General features: G+C 71.6%; 19 protein-coding genes. 5 read left to right on the top strand and 14 right to left on the bottom strand.

The features are described from left to right. Nucleotides 1–20 precede the first annotated feature (20 nt). From ACQPY4_RS38545 to ACQPY4_RS38570, 6 genes are all read right to left on the bottom strand, one after another. Nucleotides 21–803, bottom strand: a complete 783-nt coding sequence (locus ACQPY4_RS38545) for a type III pantothenate kinase (protein WP_433329752.1) — start codon at nt 801–803, stop codon at nt 21–23. Nucleotides 804–817: 14 nt separating this feature from the next. Next, nucleotides 818–1699, bottom strand: coding sequence for a carboxylating nicotinate-nucleotide diphosphorylase (gene nadC, locus ACQPY4_RS38550; RefSeq protein ID WP_433329754.1), 882 nt, complete (start codon nt 1697–1699; stop codon nt 818–820). Further along, nucleotides 1696–3327: an L-aspartate oxidase gene (locus ACQPY4_RS38555; protein ID WP_433329756.1), complete on the bottom strand. Its 1632-nt coding sequence runs from the start codon at nt 3325–3327 to the stop codon at nt 1696–1698. The genes nadC and ACQPY4_RS38555 overlap by 4 nt, the downstream gene beginning before the upstream one ends. A gap of 159 nt (nt 3328–3486) precedes the next feature. Next, a complete protein-coding gene (gene panD / locus ACQPY4_RS38560) occupies nt 3487–3918 on the bottom strand; it encodes an aspartate 1-decarboxylase (RefSeq protein ID WP_433329758.1) in 432 nt (143 codons plus the stop codon). Continuing rightward, a complete protein-coding gene (panC, locus tag ACQPY4_RS38565; RefSeq protein ID WP_433329760.1) occupies nt 3918–4784 on the bottom strand; it encodes a pantoate--beta-alanine ligase in 867 nt (288 codons plus the stop codon). The genes panD and panC overlap by 1 nt, the downstream gene beginning before the upstream one ends. A gap of 21 nt (nt 4785–4805) precedes the next feature. After that, entirely contained in the window at nt 4806–5711 is a 906-nt protein-coding gene (locus ACQPY4_RS38570) for a Rossmann-like and DUF2520 domain-containing protein (RefSeq protein WP_433329762.1), read from the bottom strand. Between the two features lie 302 nt (nt 5712–6013). Between ACQPY4_RS38570 and ACQPY4_RS38575 the strand changes: the two genes are divergently transcribed. After that, complete coding sequence (locus ACQPY4_RS38575) at nt 6014–6280, top strand: hypothetical protein (protein ID WP_433329764.1); 267 nt, start codon at nt 6014–6016, stop codon at nt 6278–6280. Nucleotides 6281–6493: 213 nt separating this feature from the next. Here ACQPY4_RS38575 and ACQPY4_RS38580 read toward each other — a convergent pair whose 3' ends face one another. The 5 genes from ACQPY4_RS38580 to ACQPY4_RS38600 form a co-directional block, all read right to left on the bottom strand. Continuing rightward, nucleotides 6494–9004, bottom strand: a complete 2511-nt coding sequence (locus ACQPY4_RS38580; protein ID WP_433329766.1) for an ABC transporter permease — start codon at nt 9002–9004, stop codon at nt 6494–6496. Nucleotides 9005–9007: 3 nt separating this feature from the next. Further along, nucleotides 9008–9784: an ABC transporter ATP-binding protein gene (locus tag ACQPY4_RS38585; protein ID WP_433329768.1), complete on the bottom strand. Its 777-nt coding sequence runs from the start codon at nt 9782–9784 to the stop codon at nt 9008–9010. Between the two features lie 472 nt (nt 9785–10256). Further along, nucleotides 10257–10496, bottom strand: coding sequence for a chaplin family protein (locus tag ACQPY4_RS38590; protein ID WP_433329770.1), 240 nt, complete (start codon nt 10494–10496; stop codon nt 10257–10259). 157 nt (nt 10497–10653) lie between these two features. Continuing rightward, entirely contained in the window at nt 10654–11325 is a 672-nt protein-coding gene (locus tag ACQPY4_RS38595) for a response regulator transcription factor (RefSeq protein WP_433339204.1), read from the bottom strand. Nucleotides 11326–11336: 11 nt separating this feature from the next. Then, entirely contained in the window at nt 11337–12509 is a 1173-nt protein-coding gene (locus ACQPY4_RS38600) for a sensor histidine kinase (protein ID WP_433329772.1), read from the bottom strand. Nucleotides 12510–12607: 98 nt separating this feature from the next. On the opposite strand from ACQPY4_RS38600, the gene ACQPY4_RS38605 reads away from it, so the two are divergent. Continuing rightward, on the top strand, nt 12608–13603 hold the full coding sequence (locus ACQPY4_RS38605; protein ID WP_433339206.1) for an SAM-dependent methyltransferase: 996 nt from the start codon (nt 12608–12610) through the stop codon (nt 13601–13603). Between the two features lie 27 nt (nt 13604–13630). Here ACQPY4_RS38605 and ACQPY4_RS38610 read toward each other — a convergent pair whose 3' ends face one another. The 3 genes from ACQPY4_RS38610 to ACQPY4_RS38620 all read right to left on the bottom strand — a co-directional run bounded on the left by ACQPY4_RS38610 (nt 13631) and on the right by ACQPY4_RS38620 (nt 17672). After that, nucleotides 13631–14800, bottom strand: coding sequence for a cytochrome P450 (locus ACQPY4_RS38610; protein WP_433329774.1), 1170 nt, complete (start codon nt 14798–14800; stop codon nt 13631–13633). Between the two features lie 29 nt (nt 14801–14829). Next, nucleotides 14830–16272 carry a PH domain-containing protein gene (locus ACQPY4_RS38615; RefSeq protein WP_433329776.1) on the bottom strand — a complete coding sequence of 481 codons (1443 nt, stop codon included), beginning with the start codon at nt 16270–16272 and terminating at the stop codon, nt 14830–14832. 746 nt (nt 16273–17018) lie between these two features. Beyond that, entirely contained in the window at nt 17019–17672 is a 654-nt protein-coding gene (locus ACQPY4_RS38620; RefSeq protein ID WP_433329778.1) for a PH domain-containing protein, read from the bottom strand. 136 nt (nt 17673–17808) lie between these two features. On the opposite strand from ACQPY4_RS38620, the gene ACQPY4_RS38625 reads away from it, so the two are divergent. The 3 genes from ACQPY4_RS38625 to ACQPY4_RS38635 all read left to right on the top strand — a co-directional run bounded on the left by ACQPY4_RS38625 (nt 17809) and on the right by ACQPY4_RS38635 (nt 20317). Further along, complete coding sequence (locus ACQPY4_RS38625; RefSeq protein ID WP_433329780.1) at nt 17809–18957, top strand: NADH-quinone oxidoreductase subunit D; 1149 nt, start codon at nt 17809–17811, stop codon at nt 18955–18957. 105 nt (nt 18958–19062) lie between these two features. Further along, nucleotides 19063–19287, top strand: a complete 225-nt coding sequence (locus tag ACQPY4_RS38630; RefSeq protein ID WP_433329782.1) for a hypothetical protein — start codon at nt 19063–19065, stop codon at nt 19285–19287. Next, nucleotides 19274–20317, top strand: coding sequence for a hypothetical protein (locus ACQPY4_RS38635; protein WP_433329784.1), 1044 nt, complete (start codon nt 19274–19276; stop codon nt 20315–20317). The genes ACQPY4_RS38630 and ACQPY4_RS38635 overlap by 14 nt, the downstream gene beginning before the upstream one ends. Nucleotides 20318–20321 lie beyond the last annotated feature (4 nt).

The raw sequence follows: 20321 nt of genomic DNA on the forward strand, positions 1-20321 counted from the left end.
GTGCCTCGCGAACCGGTTTGTCACGGGGTGTTGCGCTCGTAGATCAACCGCAGCCCGACGAGGGTCAGCCAGGGCTCGAAGGCGTCGATGCTGCGGGCCTCTTCCAGGACGAGCGGCGCCAGCCCCCCGGTGGCCAGGACGGTGACCTCTTCGGGATTCTCGGCCAGTTCCTCCGACATCCGCTCGACGATGCCGTCGACCTGCCCGGCGAAGCCGAAGATGATGCCGGACTGCAGGGCCTCGACGGTGTTCTTGGCGATCACGTTCCGGGGCCTGACCAGCTCGATCTTGTGGAGCTGGGCGCCGCGCACCGACAGGGCGTCGATGGAGATCTCGATGCCGGGCGCGATCGCGCCGCCGACGTACTCGCCCTTGGCCGAGACGGCGTCGAAGGTGGTGGCGGTGCCGAAGTCGACCACGATCGCCGGGCCGCCGTGCAGGTGGACGGCCGCCAGCGCGTTGACGATGCGGTCGGCGCCGACCTCCTTGGGGTTGTCCATCCGGACCGGGACGCCCGTCTTGACGCCGGGTTCGACGATCACCGCGGCCACGTCGCCGTAGTAGCGGCGACACATCTCGCGCATCTCATGCAGAACGGACGGGACGGTCGAGCACAATGCGATTCCGCTGATATCGGTGTCGGCCAGCAGGGGGCTCTGCTGGACCAGCCCCTGGAGGACCACGGCGATCTCGTCGGCGGTGCGACGCGGATCGGTGTTGATCCTCCAGTGCTCGATCACCTCCTCGCCCTCGAACAGACCGAGGACGGTATGGGTGTTGCCGACGTCGATGGTGAGCAGCATCAGGTCCCCGCTGATCAGGAAAAGTCAAGGCCGATGTCGAAGACGCGCGCCGAGTGTGTCAGCGCACCTACTGCAAGGTAGTCCACGCCGATTACGGCGACATCTCGGGCCCTGTCCAAAGTGAGCCCGCCGCTGGCCTCCAGAACGGCGCGCCCGGCCGTGAGCCTGACGGCCTCGGCCATTTCGGCGTCGCTCATGTTGTCCAGGAGGATCTCCCGGGCGCCCACCGCGAGGGCCTCCTCGACCTGGGCGAGGGTGTCGCACTCGACCTCGATGTGCAGGGACGGGTACACCGACCGGATCGCCTGGTACGCCTTGGTGATCGACCCGGCGGCGGCCACGTGGTTGTCCTTGATCAGCGCGGAGTCGTGCAGGCCCATCCGGTGGTTGACCCCGCCGCCGCACCGCACGGCGTACTTCTGGAGGGCCCGCAGGCCGGGCAGGGTCTTGCGGCTGTCGCGGACCTTGGCCTTGGTGCCCGCCATGGCGTCGGCCCAGCGTCGGGTCGCGGTCGCGATTCCGGACAGGTGCGTGAGCAGGTTCAGGGCGATCCGCTCGGCGCGCAGGACGGCCCGCGTCGGCCCCGACACGGTCAGCAGGACCTGGCCGGACGTGACGCGCTCGCCGTCCTCCGCCATGATCGAATAGTCGAGGTCCAGGGTCTCCAGGACGACGGCCGCCACGGGGATCCCCGCGACGACACCGTCCTCGCGCGCGGTGAACTCCCCGGACGCGACCTCGGCCGAGGAGAAGATCGGCTCGCCGGTGACGTCGACCGGGCCGTCCTCGTCCAGCGCCGCCAGCACCAGGTTTTCCACAGCCTGTGGATCGAGCCCGGCGCCGCGCAGGCGCTCGCGCAGTTCCGGAGTCGTGCCCTTGCCCCGCTGCTCGCTCACGCCGCTCCTTCGCTCAGAGGTTCGTAGGTGGTCCCGAGACCGTCCTCGTCCAGCCGCGTGACCAGGCGACCGCGCCAGACGGTGTCGTCCAGCTCGGGGAAGTCCTCGCGCCAGTGACTCCCTCGCGTCTCTTCCCGCCTGCGCGCGGCCGCAACTATCGCGGTGGCGACCGTGTGGAGATTCGTGGCCTCCCAGGCGGCCACCCCCGGCTCACCCGTCTCCCGTATGGCGTGGAGCTCGCGTTCGGCGGTGGCCAGACCGTCGGCGTCGCGGAGAACGCCCGCGTACGAGGTCATGATGCGCTGGACGTCGTCCCGGGTGGACGGGTGCAGGAGGCCGCGGGGAACGTCCGGAGTAGCGGGGTCCCCGGGGACGGAGGCCAGGTCGGCGGGGATGGCGGACGCGATCCGTTCGGCGAACACCAGACCCTCCAGCAGGGAGTTGGACGCCAGCCGGTTGGCCCCGTGGACGCCCGTGCAGGCGACCTCGCCGCAGGCGTAGAGGCCCGGGACGGAGGTGCGGCCCGACAGGTCGGTCCGGACGCCGCCGCTGGAGTAATGGGCGGCCGGAACCACCGGGATCGGCCGGGTGACCGGGTCGATCCCGTGATGGCGGCAGGCGGCCAGGATCGTCGGGAAGCGCTTCTCCCACATCGCGGCGCCCAGGTGGCGGCCGTCCAGGAACATGTGGGACGTCCCGGTCTCGCGCATCCGGTTCATGATCCCCTTGGCGACGATGTCGCGCGGGGCGAGCTCGGCCAGCTCGTGCCGGCCGACCATGAAGCGCTCGCCCGCGGCGTCGACGAGGTGGGCGCCCTCGCCGCGCACGGCCTCGGAGATCAGCGGTTGGCGGCCGCGCGCGCCCTCGCCCAGCCACAGCACGGTCGGGTGGAACTGGACGAACTCCAGGTCGGCCACGGCCGCTCCGGCACGCAGCGCGAGCGCCACGCCGTCCCCGGTCGAGACCGCGGGATTGGTCGTGGCCGAAAACACCTGTCCGAGGCCGCCGGTGGCCAGGACCACGGCCCTGGCCCGGACGGAGCCCACGCCTTCGGGCTGGCCCTCCCCCATGACGTGCAGGGTGATCCCCGCGGCGCGTCCCGTCGCGTCGCGCAGCAGGTCGAGCACCAGGGCGTGCTCGATGACGTCCACCCCGCCGCCCGCCTGCTTGAGCGCGGCGAGGAGGGCGCGGCTGATCTCGGCGCCGGTGGCGTCACCGCCCGCGTGGGCGATGCGGCGGCGGTGGTGGCCGCCCTCCCGGGTGAGCGCGATGCCGCCGTCGGCCGACCGGTCGAAGGACGTCCCGAGCGCGATGAGCCGCCGCACGGCGTCCGGCCCCTCGGTCACCAGCGCGCGCACGGCGTCGGCGTCGCAGAGGCCGACTCCGGCGGTCAGGGTGTCGGCGAGGTGGTCGCCGGGGCTGTCGTCGGGGGCGAGCGCGGCCGCGATGCCGCCCTGCGCCCATCGGGTCGAGCCCTCGTCCAGCAGTGCCTTGGTCACCAGCATCACGCGGCCGTGCCGACGGCACTCCAGCGCGGTGACCAGCCCGGCGATACCGGAGCCGATCACGATGACGTCGGTTTCGGCGGTCCACCCGGAATCGGGGGCCGCGAGCAGCCGAGGGATCATCAACCCTCCCAAGTCGTTCTCGTCACAGTGACACTAACCCTGGACCGACCCGAAAGCACCCCCGCGTTTCCCCTAAATGACGTCCAAGTGACGAAAAGCACACAAGGAGGCGGCGGCGGATCACGAAGATCACGCCGCCGCCGGAGAGCGAAAACGGGCCTAGCGGGCCACGAGAGGGTTGGCGATCGTGTCGCCGCGGACGCCGTCGGAGCCGGGGACGGGCTCGGCCGGGTCGGCGCCCAGGGCGATGATCTTGTTGGACCGGTCGACATGGACGACGGCGGGCTCGAACGAGCGCGCGTCGGCGTCGCTCATCTGGGCGTAGCTGATGATGATCACCAGATCGCCGGGGGAGACCAGCCGGGCGGCGGCGCCGTTGATGCCGATCACGCCGGAGCCGCGCTCGCCCGCGATCAGGTAGGTCTCCAGCCGGGCGCCGTTGTCGATGTCGACCACGTGCACCTGCTCGCCGGGCAGCAGGTCGGCGGCGTCCATGAGGTCCTGGTCGAGGGTGAGGGAACCCACGTAGTGCAGGTCCGCCTGGGTCACCGTGGCGCGGTGGATCTTCGACTTGAACATCGTCCGGAACATCACGACTCCTCGGGGCTGCCGAACTGCATGGGGATGTTGTCGATCAGATGGGTGCCGCCGACGCGGCCCGCCACCGCGAGCACGGCCGGGCCGCGGTGCCGGTCGTCCACCTCGGTGAACGTCCCCGGATCGACCAGGACCAGGTAGTCGAGGTCGAGCGGCGGCTCCAGGACGGCCGCCTTCTCCAGGACGGCCCGGGCCGCGCCCAGCACCGCCCTCGGCCCCCCGGGGGCGACGTCCGCGCCGGCCTGCAGGGCCTGCGAGAGGGCGAGCGCGGTCTCCCGCTCCGCCGCCGAAAGGTAACGGTTGCGGCTGGACAGAGCCAGGCCGTCCAGCTCCCGGACGGTCGGCCCTCCCACCACCCGCACCGGGACGTTCAGATCGGCCACCATCCGCCGGATCATGGCCAGCTGCTGGGCGTCCTTCTCCCCGAAGACCGCGAGATCGGGCCGCACCACATTCATCAACTTCAGGACGACGGTCAGCATTCCGTCGAAATGGCCGGGGCGGGTGGCCCCCTCGACGATCGTCCCCATCTGCCCGGACGCGATCGTGACCTGCGGCTCCTCCGGATACATCTCCTCGCGCGTGGGCGCGAACACCAGGTCGACGCCCTCGGCCGCGCACGCCTCGATGTCGGCGGCGAAAGTGCGCGGGTAGCGGTCGAGATCCTCGCCCGGCCCGAACTGGAGCGGGTTGACGAAGATGCTCACCGCGACGACGTCCGCGATCTGCCGCGCCTTGCGGATGAGGGACCGGTGCCCCTCGTGCAGCGCGCCCATCGTCGGAACGAGCGCGAGCGTCCCCCGGACGTCCGCCCGCACCGCCGCCAGCTCCGCCCGCGTCTTGGCTATGACCGGTGTCACAGCGTCCCGCCCTCCTCCACGTCAGTCGGCCAGCACTTCGAGGAGCCGCTCGGCGTCCTCGGGCTTGAGCATTCCGGCGCCGAGCGCGCGGTCGGCGGTCAGCCGCGCCAGCGCGACATAGGCGCGCAGGCCCTCGGGCGAGACCCGGGCCAGCTCGCCGACGTGCCCGGCGACCGTCCCGGCGTCGCCGCGCGCGACGGGCCCGGTCAGGCCGTCGACGCCGAGGCGCAGCGCGTTGTCGAGCGCGGCGCCCAGCAACGGGCCCAGCATCCGTCCCGGCTCCTGCACCCCGGCCTCGGTCAGCAGGTCCATCGACTCGACGACCAGCGTGACCAGGTGGTTGGACGCGCCGGCGAGGGCCGCGTGGTACAGCGCCCGGCGCTCCTCGGCGATCCACTGGGGCTCGCCGCCCATCTCCAGCACGAGGGCCTCGGCCACCGGGCGCAGGGCCTCCGGCGAGGTCACCCCGAACGCGATGCCGTTGAGGCGGTTCACGTCGTCGGGACGTCCGGTGAACGTCATCACCGGGTGCAGGGCCAGCGGCAGGCCGCCCGCGCGGGTCAGCGGGTCGAGGACGCCCGCCCCGTACCGTCCGCTGGTGTGGGCGATGAGCTTGCCCTCGACGGGGACGTCCGTCGCGGCGAGCCCGGCTGCCAGCTCGGGCAGCGCGTCGTCGGGGACGGTGAGCAGCACCAGGTCGGCGGCGCGCACCACCTCCTGCGGCGTGCCGACGACGGCCTCGGGCAGCCGCTCCTCCACGCGCAGGCGCGAGCGGTCGGAGACGGCCGTCACGGCGACGACGCGATGCCCGACCCGGGTCAGGGCGGTGCCGAGCGCGGTGCCGACGCGGCCGGCGCCGACCACGCCGACCGAAAGTCGCGCGGGCCGCCGCTCGGGCGCGGCGGAGCGCGGGTGGTCTTGCTCCATGGTTCTCGTTCCAGTCCTCAGCTAGGTACCGGACGTGCGCGACCCAGCGTACCCGCGCGTCCGGAAGCGGCGATGTGGAGGGCGCCACACCCGTGGGCGCCATCCCACCAGAGTGACGATCCAGATACTTCATGTCACCCGGATCTCGGTCGGGCGGTCACAGTTGGGCCGTCACCCACGGTGAGCCCTTGCCATCGGCCACCTGGGCCGCGTAACCCTTTGTGGTGACGGCCGTCACGCAAGGTGAGGAACGGGCGCCCCGCTCAAGGGCGCCATCGCCCCCGCACGAGATGGAGCACACCATGATCAAGACAGCCCTCAAGACCGGTGCGGTCGCCGCGACCATCGCCGGGGCCACCCTGATGGCCTCCCCGGCGAACGCGGGGAACGAGAACACCGGCCAGGCCAACGGCAACAACGTCAACGTCACGATCGTGGGCGGCTATGGCGTCACGTGCGGCGCCGTATCCCTCGCCAGCCAGAGCAACACCGAGTGCAACGGGAACGGCGTCTGGAACGCGGGCAACGCCAGCACGACGGGCGGCTTGGCGGGCCTCTACGACGACTGACGTCCCCCAACGCCTCCGCCCCACCCTGTTTCCCGTCAGCGGTGGGGCGGAGCCCCGTCCGAACAAACGAAACGGCCCCTCCCCCCGCAACAGAGGGTGGGCCGTCCGCTCCCAGGCCCCGCGAGACCGCCGGGGCCGTCCCGACAGCGGACGGCCGGGACAGCGGAACGGCCCCGCCCCCTGTGCTCAGAGGGTGGGGCCGTTCGGGGGCGGTCAGTCGAAGGAGAGCGACTCCACGATGGACGCCTTGGAGGCGCGCCGGGCCGGGAGCACCGCGGCGAGCATCCCCGCCGCCCCGGCCAGGACGACGAAGCCGACGATCTGCAGGTACGGCAGCGAGAAGACCGCGTTCTCGGACATCGCGGTGGTCGCCGCCCAGCCGAACACCACCCCGAACACCACCCCGGTCACGGCGCCGATCACGGCCATGACCAGCGCCTCGACCGAGAGCATCCGGCGCAGCTGGCGCTTGGTGATGCCGAGTGCCCGCAGCAGCGCCGACTCCCGGGTGCGCTCGACCACCGACAGCGTCAGCGTGTTGGCGATGCCGAACAGCGCGATGATGATCGCCAGGCCCAGCATCCCGCCGAAGATCATCAGGATCATGTCGATGGCCTTGGTGAACTCCTCCTTGATCTCGGCGGCCGAGGTCACCGTGACCGCCGGGTAGGGCTTGGTCGCGTCGCTGACGGCCTGCCGGGCGCCCTTGCCCGCCGTGCCCTCCTTGGCCTTGACGAACATCGCCGTGGCGTCCTTGACGCCGAAGTGCCGGTCGAAGTCGGGCTCGGTCATCAGGTAGGGAGGCGCGGGCGCGTCGCCGCCGAAGACCCCGACCACCCTGAACGGGACGACCCCGCGCGGCGTCTTGATCGGGATTGTCGAGCCCGGACGCAGGTCCTGCGACGTGGCGATCTCCTCGTCGACCGCGACCGTCCCGGCGCGCAGGTCGGCCAGCGAGCCCTTGGAGAACTCGGGCTTGACCGTCGTCCCGAGCGAGGCCGTGGTGAGCGTGCCGACCGACTCCTTGTCGCCGCGGCCCACGGCCGTCTCCACGGTGCGCATCTCGGTGACGGAGGCGACCTGCGGCAGCCCGCGCAGCGTCCCGGCGAGCGCGTGCGGGACGGGCCGCGCGTCGTGCCCGTCCTGCTCGGAGAACTGCGTCTGGACCTGGAAGTCGACGGGGAACTGCTTGTCGAGCTGCGCCGCCGAGCTGGCCTTGCCGCTGGCCGCGACCACCGCGAACAGGCTCATCAGGCCGACCCCGATGGTCAGCGCGATCGTCGTGGTCGCGGTGCGCCGCGGCGTGCGGCGCGCGTTCTCCACCGCGAGGCGTCCCGGGACGCCGCCGAGCCTGGCCGGGAGCGCGCCCGCCACCCCGCCCAGCGGACGGACCAGCGCCGGCATCAGCGCGATGACCGCGAGGAAGACCAGCAGCCCGGCGAAGGCCACCAGGTACATGGCGGTCTCGCCCTTCTCCATGCCCAGCGAGCCGAGTATGCCGAGGGCGACCCCGCCCAGGCCGAAGAGGGAGGCGGCGGACGTCCTGATCCAGCCGAGGCGGAACCGTCCGCCGCCGGGCTCCTGCTCGGTGCGCAGCGCCGCGACCGGCGCGACCTTGGTGGCGGCGCGGGCGGGCAGCAGCGCGGACAGCACCGTGACCACGACACCGACCAGCAGCCCGATCAGCACCGTCCGCGGGCCGAGCCCGAGACCGGCGCTCGCGATCTTCGCCCCCGCGGCGTTGAAGATCGCCAGCGAGCCGTGGCCCAGCCCCACCCCCGCGATCACTCCGAGCAGCGAGCCCACGAACCCGACGACCGCCGACTCGATCAGAACGCCGCCGAACACCTGCTTGCGGGTGGCGCCGACGCAGCGCAGCAACGCCATCTCGCGGGTCCGCTGGGCGATCAGGATCGAGAAGGTGTTGTAGATGACCAGGGCGGACACCAGCATCGAGATCAGGCCGAAGAGCAGCAGCCCGGTACGGATGATCTTGGTGTCGGCGCCCGCGGCGGTGGCCAGCCGGTCGGCCAGCTCGTCGCCCGTCCAGACCAGGTAGGAAGCGCCGACCGCGCCCGCGATCGTGGCGCGGTCCGAGCCCAGCACGTCGATCTCCTTGAAGCCCTTCGCACCGGTCATCCGCGCGGCGGTGACCGGGTCGAACCCGACCGCGCCGCGCCACGCGGCCTCGGGGTTGATCCCGAAGTCGGCGACGCCGACCAGCGTGAACCGGTGCTGCCGGTTCTGCCGGTCGAGCACGGTGATCGTCTGCCCGACCGTGAACTTCTCCTTCTCGAAGGAGCGCGCGTCGACCACGGCCTCGTTCGGGCCCTTGGGGACCCGGCCCTTGTCCATGCCGTAGCGCTGGAGGAGGCCGCCCGCGACCGACAGCCCGACGGTCGGCATGTCGCCGATCGCCTTGCCGTCCTTGCCGACCAGCGCCGCCTCGCCCTCGACCATCGGCTGGGCGTCGCTGACCCCCGGCACCTTCCTGATCTTGCCGAGCAGGTCGGGCGGCAGGTCGTCCACGGAGGTCTTCTTCGGCCGGACGGCCACGTCGACCTTGTCGGCGGAGCTGGCGAACTTCTGCGTGACGCCCTTGTCCATCGTGTCGGTCAGCACGAACGTCCCGGAGATGAACCCCACCCCGAGCGTGATCGCCACGGCCGTGAGCAGCAGCCGCAGCTTGTGGGCGCGCAGCCCTTCGAGCGTGGTCCTCAGCACCGGTCAGCCCCCCAGGTTCTTGAGCCGGTCGAGGACGGTGTCGGGCGTCGGCCGGAACAGCTCGGTGACGACCCGGCCGTCGCGCAGGAACACCACGCGGTCGGCGTAGGACGCCGCCACCGGGTCGTGGGTGACCATCACGATCGTCTGCCCCATCTCGCGGACCGAGGAGCGCAGGAAGCTCAGCACCTCGGCCCCCGACTGCGAGTCGAGGTTGCCCGTCGGCTCGTCCGCGAAGATCACCTCGGGCTGGGAGACCAGCGCCCGCGCGCACGCGACCCGCTGCTGCTGGCCGCCCGACAGCTCGCTGGGACGGTGCCCGAGCCGGTCTCGGAGGCCGACGACGTCGACGACCTGGTCGAACCACTCCTGGTGGACCTTGCGTCCCGCCAGTTGCAACGGGAGCAGGATGTTCTGCTCGGCGGTCAGCGTCGGCAGCAGGTTGAACGCCTGGAAGACGAACCCGACCCGCTCGCGGCGCAGCAGCGTCAGCTGCTTGTCGTTCATCCCGGTGATCTCGGCGTCGCCGAGCCTGACCTGCCCGCCGGTGACGGTGTCGAGCCCGGCCAGGCAGTGCATCAGGGTCGACTTGCCGGAACCCGACGGCCCCATGATCGCGGTGTACGCGCCCTTGGCGAACCCGACGCTGACGCCGCGAAGCGCGTGCACGGCCGCGTCCCCCGCCCCGTACACCTTGGACACCTCGGTCGCGACCACGGCGGGCGGCGCGGCCGCGGTCGCGGGGTCGCCCCCGGGCTGGCTGGTGAACGTGCTGGTCACGGCTGGCTCCTTCGACGGTCTCGATGTCGTGACCAACGCTAGGAATTCGCCGCGTCCCTGCCATCGACCGTGCGTCCACGCTTCGGATCAACATCCCGGCCAACCCTGCCGCCCCTGTACGACCTGAGTCGTACGCTCCCGTCCTCCCGAGTAGGGACGACACAAGCGAGAGCGCCGGACGACACGCGAGAGCCGCCGGACACCCACCTGGATCTCCGGACGACACGGCGGAGCGCCCGACGCCCGCGCGAGTCTCCGGACGACACGGCGGAGCGCCCGACGCCCGCGCGAGTCTCCGGACGACACGCGAGAGCACCAAGACCCGGTGGGTGTCCGGACGACACGGCCAGAGCGCCGGACACCCGCATGTGTCCCGGCGACACACGGCGAGAGCGCCGGAGACCCGCGTGGGTCTCCGGCGCTCTCGCCGTTCTGAGCCGGCGTGCAGGGGGCACGCGCGGGTCAGGATCGGTCAGTCGTGGATGACCGCGGCTCCGCCCTTGCAGCCGGCGCCGGCGACGCCGAGGACGGCGATCGCGTTGCCACAGATGTTGATCGGCACCGAGATCGGCGCGACGACCTGGTTGCCCCCGAGCACCGAGCCGTTGCCGCTGCTGGTGGTGTTGATGTCGGCGTTGGCGGGCGCGGCGGCCAGAACCGAGCCGGCGACGGCGAAACCGAGAATGCCGGTGGCGGCGAGCTTCTTAAGCACGTGGATCCTCCCGTAAGTGGGGCCGTTGGCCCGCTGTCTTCGTGCGTTGGCGTCCGTCGGGACGCCCTCACTTACGGTAGTTACCCAGCTACTCACGGGTAATGGAAACTCCAGGGCAATGCCGGGTACAAAAAGTCACCACAGAGTAATCTTTCCGTTACTCCGGGTGGCCACTTTGACCACTCTTGACCAGCCCTGTCTCATAAGCGAACACGACGGCCTGAACGCGGTCCCTGAGTCCGAGCTTCATGAGGATGCGTCCCATGTGCGTCTTGACCGTCGCCTCGGACACGAAGAGGTTCCCCGCGATCTCGGCGTTCGACAGCCCGCGGGCGACCAGGCCCAGCACCTCGCCCTCGCGGTCGGTGAGCGACTCCAGCGCGCCGCTCGCCTGCCGCTCGGCGTCCGGCAGGTGCAGGGCGAAGCGGTCCAGCAGGCGCTTGGTGGTGCTCGGGGCCACGACCGCGTCCCCCGAATGCACCGACTTGATCGCCTCGATCAGCTGGGCCGGGCCCGCGTCCTTGAGCAGGAAGCCGCCCGCGCCCGCCTTGATCGCCGCGAACGCGTACTCGTCCAGGTCGAAGGTGGTCAGGATGATCACCTTGGGGCCGCCCTCGCGGGCGATGTGGCGGGTCGCCTCGATGCCGTCCATCCTCGGCATGCGGACGTCCATCAGCACCACGTCCGCCCGGGTGCCGCGCAGCAGCGCGAGGGCCCGCTCGCCGTCGCCCGCCTCGCCCACCACCTCGATGTCGGGCTGGGCGTCCAGGACCATCTTGAAGCCCGCCCGCACCAGCTCCTGGTCGTCGACCAGCACCACCTTGACCATGCCGTTCTCGCTCATGCTCGCACCTCCTCGCGCACGGGAATGCGTGCGACGACCTCGTATCCACCGCCCGGTACCGGGCCCGTCCGCACGCTGCCCCCGTATACGGCGGCGCGTTCACGCATTCCGACCAGCCCATGGCCGCGGCCGTCGTCGGGCGCCGCGGCCCCCCGCCCGTCGTCGGTCACGCTGACCTCGACCATCCGGTCGCCGTAGTGCAACCGCACCCGCGCGGACGCCCGCGGCCCACCGTGCTTGAGCGTATTGGTCAGCGACTCCTGGACGATGCGGAAGACCGCGAGCTGGCGTCCCTCCGACAGCTCCACCGGGACGCCCTCGACCTCGAAGTCCAGCGCCAGCCCCGAGCCGCGGATCTGGTCCACCAGCTCGGTGAGCTGGTTCGTCCCCGGCTGCGGCGCGTAGAGACCCGCGTCGTCGCCCTCCCGCAGGACGCCCAGCAGCCGCCGCATCTCCGCCAGCGCCTGCCGTCCCGTCGTCGAGATCGTCTCCAGCGCCTGCCGGGCCCGCCCGGTGTCGGTCTCGATCGCGAACGACGCCCCGTCCGCCTGGACGACCATCACGCTGACGTTGTGCGCCACGACGTCGTGCAGCTCGCGCGCGATGCGCGCCCGCTCGGCCGCCATGGCGATCTGGACCTCGGCGTCGCGCTCGCGTTCCAGACGTTCCGCCCGCTCCTCCAGCGACCGCAGGTAGGCCCGCCGGGTGCGCATGTGCAGCCCGAGGATCCACACGCCGGCCACCACCAGCGACAGGACCAGGAGCGTGTTCTCCGTCTCGTTCGGGCTACCCGCCGCGTACCGGACGGCCGCCATCACCGCCCCCAGCTCGGCCGTGACCGCCGCCGCCAGCCCCCAGCGGAACGACGGCCCCGTCACGACCGTGTAGAGCGCGATCAGCACCGCCATGTTCGCCGCGACGATGCCGACACCCTGGAGGCACTGGACGAACGAGACCAGCGCGATCCACGCGAAGACCGAGCGGGGCACGACCCGGCGCAGCGCCAGCGGGATGATCAGCGCGAGCGACAGCAGCAGGTAGCCGAAGAACGAATCGGACACGTTCGTGCCCAGGAAATCGGTGACCGCCAGGAACGCCAGCGGCAGCGTGAACGCGGCGTCGACAAGGATCTTCTTGCCGCGCCACCAGTCCCAGAGCTTGCCGACCATGCGTTCAGCGTACGTAGGGGGAGGTCAGGCCCGGATCAGTCGCAGGGCGGACACGCCTACGCCCCAGGGAGGGTTAGGGTCGCAGAGTGGCGGCGTTGGTGACGTGGCGAACCGCGATGGAGCGGGCTCTATATGGGCAGAACGGCTTTTACCGGCGCGGGGAACGCCCCGCCGAGCACTTCCGCACCTCCGTCCACGCCTCCCCCCGATTCGCCGCCGCCCTGGCGCGCCTGCTGGCATCGGTCGACACCGCGCTCGGCCACCCGTCCCGCCTCGACCTGATCGACATAGGCGCGGGCTCCGGGCGCCTGCTGATCAACATCCTGGACGCCGTCCCGGCCGATCTCGCGGAGCGGATCACCCCCGTCGCGGTCGAGATCGCCCCGCGTCCCGCCGAGGTGCCGTCCCGGATCGACTGGCGCACCACCCCGCCCGACCGGATCACCGGGCTGGTGGTGGCCAACGAGTGGCTCGACAACGTCCCGCTGGACGTCGTGGAGCTCACCGCCGACGGCCCCCGCACGGTCCTGGTCGACCCGGCCAACGGCGCCGAGAGCCCCGGTCCGCCGCCCGTCCCCGACGACCGCGACTGGCTCGACCGCTGGTGGCCCCTGGCCGAGCCGGGCGACCGCGCCGAGATCGGCCGTCCGCGCTGCGCGGCCTGGGCATCGGTGATCGAGCGCCTGGACGCGGGCCTGGCCGTCGCCGTCGACTACTCCCACACGCTCAGGAGCCGCCCCCCGTACGGCACGCTCACCGGGTACCGCGACGGCGCGACCGTCCCCGCCATCCCGGACGGCTCCTGCGACGTGACCGCCCACGTCGCCCTCGACGCCTGCGCCACCGCCGGAGATCAGGCCGGGGCGACCGCCACCCTCCTGACTTCCCAACGCGAGGCCTTGCGCGGCCTGGGCCTGTCGGGGAGCCGCCCCCCGGTGGAACTCGCCCACAAAGACCCGCGCGCCTACGTCCAGGCCCTCTGCGCCGCCGGGGAGGACGCCGAACTCACCGACCCGACCGGTCTGGGAAGTTTCGGCTGGCTGATCCAGACAGCCGGAATCCCCGTCCCCGGCGTCCTCCACCCAAATCGCTGAGACCACGGACCACCGCGTGAGGCGTCCTCACACCGCCACGTGGAGCGCCTTCAGGCCTCTCAGGACGAAACCGGGTTTCCATTCCGGCTCCTCGATCAGCGACAAACGCGGGGCGGCGCGGAGCAGGGCGCCGAATGACTCGGCCAGTTCTATGCGCGCGAGGGGCGCGCCGAGGCAATAGTGAATTCCCAGTCCGAACGAGATGTGCGGATTGGGATCGCGGCCCAGATCGAGCCGGTCGGGCTCGGCGAACACGGCCGGGTCGCGATTGGCGGAGGCGAACAGCAGCGCCACCTCGTCCCCGCGAGGAATGTCCACGCCCGCGACGCTGATGTCCTCCAGAATCCACCGCTCGAACATCGGCGCCGAGGTGTCGTAACGCATCAGCTCTTCGACGGCGGACGGTATCAGCGAATGGTCGCCGCGCAGCCGCTCCAGCTCACCCGGATTGCGGAACAGCGACCACCAGCCGTTTCCCGTGATGTTCACCGTCGCCTCGTGTCCCGCGTTGAGCAGCAGCACGCACGTCCCGACCAGCTCGTCCTCGGTCAGCCGGTCGCCCTCGTCGACGACCTGCGCCAGCGCGCTGATCAGATCGTCGCGGGGTTCGCTCGCGCGGGCCCGCGCGAGTTCTCGCAGATACGCGGAGAACTCCACGGCCGCCGCCACGGCCGCCCGCTGGGCGTCCGGTGCGGGATTGAGCTCGAACATCCCGCAGATATCGGCCGACCAGGGCCGCAGCAGAGGCCGGTCCTCGGCCGGGACGCCGAGCATTTCGGCGATCACGTTCACGGGCAACGGCTCGGCGAACTCCGCCAGCAGATCACCGCCGCCCCCGGCCACCAGTCCGGCGGCCAGTTCCTCCGCCAGACCGCGCACCATGGGCCGCAGTTCCTCGACCATCCGCGCCGTGAACGCCTTGGAGACCAATCTCCGCAGGCGCGTGTGAACGGGCGGCTCCATGTCGAGCATTCCCGCCCGGATCAAATCCCAGAACGGCCTGAGAAACTCCGCGTCGGGGACGTGGCCGAACTCCTCATGGGTCGCGACGTGCAGATACGTCCGGCCAAGGCGCCGATCCCGCAACAGGGCGTTCACATCCGCGTACCGGCTGACGATCCATTGCCCGGTCGGCTCGTCGAAGAAGACCGGTCGCTCCTCGCGCAACTCCGCGAAATCGGCATACGGATCGGCCACAAATCGTGGTTTCCAGGGGTCGTAACCCATCAGCGGGCGGCCCAGCGGCCGGGGTCCTTGGTGGTCGCGCGGGCGGTGCGGCCCCGGTTGACGCTCGACTCCACGATGGCACGGGCCTCCCCCAGGTCGCGTCCGGCGGCGGCCACCTGCACGGGCCCGGGAGGCGCGTCGATGTGGACGGTGGCCAGCCCCAGGACGCGCTGCCACAGGTTCACGGTCAGCCGGACGCTCTGCGCCCTGGCATGGGCGATGACGTCCGTCCGGCGGCAGAACACGCCGTGGCGGGCGACGAAGATGATGTCGTCGGTTCCGGCGCCGCTGCCCCGGTCGAGCGTCGCCTTGGCCGAACCCGGGAGGAGCATGACGGCGTCCACGTTGGCACCCGGGAACACCTGGGAGATCAGGTGCAGGGCCACGGGACGCGGCGCCACGGGCAGCAGCACGGACGAGAGGGTCTGGCGCTCGCCCGCGTATCCCGCGACGGTGACGTCCAGCCGCACCCACCCGAAGGCGCGCCACATGAGCGGCTCGACGATGCTGACCGCCTGCACCCGCCCCGGGGGGACGGTCTGCATCCGCGTTTCGAGCAGGCCGTAACGCAGCCTCATCCCGTCCGGCGACATGGCGGCCGTGAAGTTCGCGTACATGATCATGGGCGCGAGCACGGCGCGGATCAGGCCGAGGAACACCAGCAGCGCCACCACGAGCATGCTGCCCTCGGCGAAGGCCACCAGCACGACCAGCGAGCTCACGAACAGCAGCGCCGCCCCGAGCACGGGAAGCTTGAGCAGCAGCGACCCCAGCAGCGCACCGAAGTTCACCCGCCAGAGCGGACGCTCGGGCGCTTCGGGCGTGTGCCCGGGCAGCCCGGCCGCGCGGGCGAGCAGCTCGGCGCGGAGTTGATGCGCGGCGTTGCGTCCCAGATACCGCAGCACGATCTCGCTCTGCGCGCCCCCGGCGAGCTCCACCCGCACCTCGGCGAGCGCGAAGACCCGGGTGACCAGGGGCCGGACGATGTCGATCGCCTGCACCCGCGAGAGCGGAATGCGCCGCTTGCGCTTGCTCAGCAGCCCGGTCTCGACGACGAGGTCGTCGCCGTCGACATGGAAGCGCAGCGCCGACCATCCCCAGATCCCCGCGACGGCCGCGAGCACGCCGACCGGCACCGAGACCAGGACGAACCGCGCGACGACGTCCGGGTTGAGGTCCAGCGTGACGCCGTCCTCGGTCCGCGTCATCAGCAGCGGAAAGCCCACCAGGACGAAGTACACGATGAGAATGACGAAGGCCCGCAGCGGCCCCGTCGCCCAGTGCAGGCGGTGAACTCCCTCCGAGAACCGCACCGGCGGCGGATGCCGGACGTAGTAACCGGCCGGGGGCAGATACCCGGGGGGCGGCCCATAGGGCGGCCGATACCCCGCGTAAGGGGGCGGCGCATACGGCCCGTACGGCCCCGGAGGACCGTACGGCATGCCCTGAGGACCTGGCGGAGGCCCGTAGGGCCCCGGCGGCCCGCCGAGCCCTGGCGGTCCCCCGAGGGCCGACGACTGCCCCAGTTGCAGCGGCTGCCCGGGAGACGGCGGCTGCCCGGGTGGGGGAGACTGCCCCGGTTGCAGCAGCTGCCCGGGTGGCGCCGACTGCCCCAGTGGGGGCTGCTGCCCCGGTTGCAGCGGCTGCCCGGGTGGCGCCGACTGCCCCGGTGAGGGCGACTGCCCCGGTGAGGGCGACTGTCCCGGTGGGGGCTGCTGCCCCGGCGAGGGCGACTGCCCGGGGAGCGGCGGCCCGGGGAGCGGCGGCCCGGGGAGCGGGTGCTGGGCGAGGAGCGGCGGCTGCCCGGGGGGCGGGGGCTGCCCGGGAGGTGGGGGCTGCGGGGGTGCAGTTTGCGGGTACGGGGCTGAAGGGCTGAGGAACTCGGGTCGGCCAGGAGGCGCCGGGGCCCCGTTGTCATGGGCCTGTGCCGTGTCAAAGCGCGTCCCAGAAGACCCCGCGTGCCCAGCGGACGTCCCGCCCTGATCGGACGAAAGCTGCTCCCCCGAAGGCGTCTCGGCGGGCGGTGGCTGGGCCGACGAGTCAGCGTCCGAGGCTTGCGGGGTGGCGGGCTGCTCACGAGTCGGACCGGCGCCGGGCGCGGACTCCGGGCCTGCGGCAGGCGGCGCGTCGGCGCCTGGGGGCGGGGAGGACGGCGAGCCGTCCGGTGGGGGCTCGTCGTGAGGGGGGTTCACAGGCCCATGCTCCGTTCCTCGCCCTTTTTGGCGAGGCGGTCGCGGAGCATGGCGGCCTCCGCGGCGGGGAGGCCAGGGATGAGGGCGTCCGTGGCGGCGGCGGCCGTGTGCATGCGGACGGTGGCGATTCCCATCCAGCGTTCGAGGAGCCCGGCGGTGACGTCGACGAACTGCATGCGTCCATACGGGACGACGATGAGGCGCTTGACGAAGACGCCGTGCATGACCAGCAGATCGTCACCACGTTCGGCGAAACCGTAGGCGCGGTAGGCCATCTCGGCGATGATCCAGGCGAGCACGATCGAGATCACGACGGCGGCGGTCCACAGGCTGGCGCCGAGGATTCCGCCGCCCCGGGACACCAGGAATCCACCGATGAGGCCGACCGGGACCGCCCAAAGGACGGCGGACGCCAGCCGCTGGAAGGTGTAGCGCTTGGAGATGTGCGACCACGCCAGCCCGCCCCCGGGGGCGAACGCCTGGTCGGCGGGGTACTGACGCAGAGCGCCGATCTGCGGTGCGTAGGCGGGGCCGCCCTGCGGCCCGTAGGGCGCCATGGGCGGCGGCCCGGCCGGAACATGGCCGGGCGGCGGCTGCTCCCCTTGGGGCGCCGGAGGCTCGTAAGGCGGTTCGCCATGGCTTGCGTTCATTGCCCCCTAGTCAACAGGAAAGCGAGCACTGCTCGCCATGGGACGATGTCAGGGTGACCAGCGAGCTGGCGAGCGGAAGGAGCGAGCACGTGACGAGGAGCGATCGTTCACGCGCCGCCGGGCCGGGGCCGCGGCGATGACCACCGAGCGGATCGTCGGGATCGGGGCCGGGGCCAAGGAGCTGGCCACCGAAGACATGGTCCTCAACATCGGACCGCAGCATCCGTCCACACACGGCGTGCTGCGGCTGCGGCTGCGGCTGGACGGCGAGCGCATCTCCGACGCCGAGCCGATCATCGGCTACATGCACCGGGGCGCGGAGAAGCTGTTCGAGGTCCGCGACTTCCGGCAGATCATCGTGCTGGCCAACCGGCACGACTGGCTCTCGGCGTTCTCCAGCGAGCTGGGCGTGGTGCTGGCCGTCGAGCGGATGCTCGGCATGGAGGTCCCGCCCAGGGCGGTGTGGGCGCGGACGCTGCTGGCCGAGCTCAACCGCGTCCTCAACCATCTGATGTTCCTGGGGTCCTATCCGCTGGAGGTCGGCGCGATCACGCCGATCTTCTACGCCTTCCGCGAGCGCGAGACGCTGCAGCGCGTCATGGAGGAGATCTCCGGCGGACGCATGCACTACATGTTCAACCGCGTCGGCGGTCTCAAGGAGGACCTCCCCGCCGGATGGACGGGCCGCGCCCGCCATGCCGTCGCCGACGTCCGGGCCCGGATGTCCGACATCGACGATCTGATCATGGGCAACGAGATCTTCCGCGCCCGTACCCGGGGCGTCGGCGTCCTCACCCGGGAGCAGATCCTGCAGTACGGCGTCTCAGGCCCGATCGCCCGCGCGTCCGGCGTCGACTTCGACCTCCGGCGGGACGAGCCCTACCTGGCATACGGGGACCTCGAACCACGCGTGGTGACGCGGACCGAGGGCGACTGCCTCGCGCGCTTCGAGTGCCTGCTCGACCAGGTCCACGCGTCCCTCGACCTGGCCGACGCCTGCCTCGACCGCCTCGTCGAACTCCCCCCGGGCCCGATCAACCAGCGGTTGCCGAAGGTCCTGAAGGTCCCCGAGGGCCACACCTACGCCTGGACCGAGAACCCGCTCGGCATCAACGGCTACTACCTGGTCTCGCGCGGCGAGAAGACCCCGTGGCGGATGAAGCTGCGCTCGGCCTCGTTCAACAACATCCAGGTCCTGGCCGAGCTGCTGCCCGGCAACCTGGTCGCCGACATGATCGCCATCCTGGGCTCGATGTTCTTCGTCGTCGGCGACGTCGACAAGTGACTTCGCCGTCCCAGGGCCCGCTGCGCTTCATCGCGGGCCACGCCGGCCAATGAACCCGCGCCCCTCCGCCGACGTCACATGAGGTGATCAACACAAGGAGGGGTCATGACGCAGATGACCGACTGGGCGCCCGTGGACCACGTCCCCGGGCCGTCCGGGCATCAGCAGGACGCGTGGACGTCGTGGGGGAAGCCCGCACCGCGTGGGCGCAACAAGGCCCTGGCGATCGCGCTGCCGCTGGGCGTCCTGGTGTTCCTCGGCGTCGCCGCCATGATGTTCGTGCTCTTCACGACCCCGGCGGGGGCCGCGGTGGGCTGTGGCGGCGGTTGATCCGGCGGTCGGTGCGCCGCCGGACATCTTCCGGGTTCTGCGGCGCACCTGGCTGGCGGGCACCATCGCGCTCTCGCTCGGGGCCTTCGCGGCCGCGATCGTCCTGGCGCCGTCCGGTGCGCGGGAGCCTGGACGGGCGCTCGGCGCGCTGCTGTTCCTCGGCTCCTCCATGCATGTGGCCTCGACCGCGTGGTTCTACACACTCCCCGAGATCCGCGCGCACGCCCTCGTCCACCGCACCCGGTACCTGATCGTCCCCGCCGCCCTGATCGCCGGGACGGCGCTCGTCGCCGTGCTCGTCCCGTATGAGCGGCTTGAGTGGGCGCTGCTGGCCTACTTCGCCTGGCAGTTCTTTCACTTCCAGAAGCAGAACCTCGGCATGGCCGCGCTCGCCGGAGTCTCGCAGGGAGGCGGTTCGGTCCTGAAGCCCGAACGCCTCGGCATCGTCATCGCGGGGATCGGCGGCATCGCGGGCCTGGTCTGCCACCCCGAGCTGCTCCAGCTCGGCGTCGAGCCGCGTCTGCGCGCGCTCTTCCCGGCGGCGCTCGCCGTCTTCGTCGCGGGCGTCCTCCTCGGCCTCCACGCCCTCGCACACCGTCCCAACCGACCCGCGGGCTTCGTGACGGTCTACCTGATCTCCCTGCTCTTCTTCGCGCCGGTCTTCGTCTTCACCTCGCCCTACGCCGCCGTCGCCGGACTCACGATCGCCCACGGCTACCAGTACCTACTGATCATGGGCCTGGTCGCCGGAGCACCGCGCCGGGGCCGCAGCGGCCCGACCGGCCTCGCGGTCATGATGTCCATCGCCCTGATCGGCGGCGTCGCCCTCAACTACGCCTCGCAGCTGCACACCTCGTCCCTGCCAATGGAACGCGGCCTCTACGGCGCCTACCTCGGCGCGGTCATGGCGCACTTCGTCATCGACGCGGGCCTGTGGCGCCTGCGCGACGAGTTCCCCCGCCGCTTCCTCACCGCCAGCGTCCCCTACCTCCTCCGCCCCGCCGTTCCCCCCAAAGCCGCGACGCACTGACAGA

This window comes from Spirillospora sp. CA-294931 (assembly GCF_050946795.1).
Classification (GTDB): Bacteria; Actinomycetota; Actinomycetes; order Streptosporangiales; family Streptosporangiaceae; genus Spirillospora.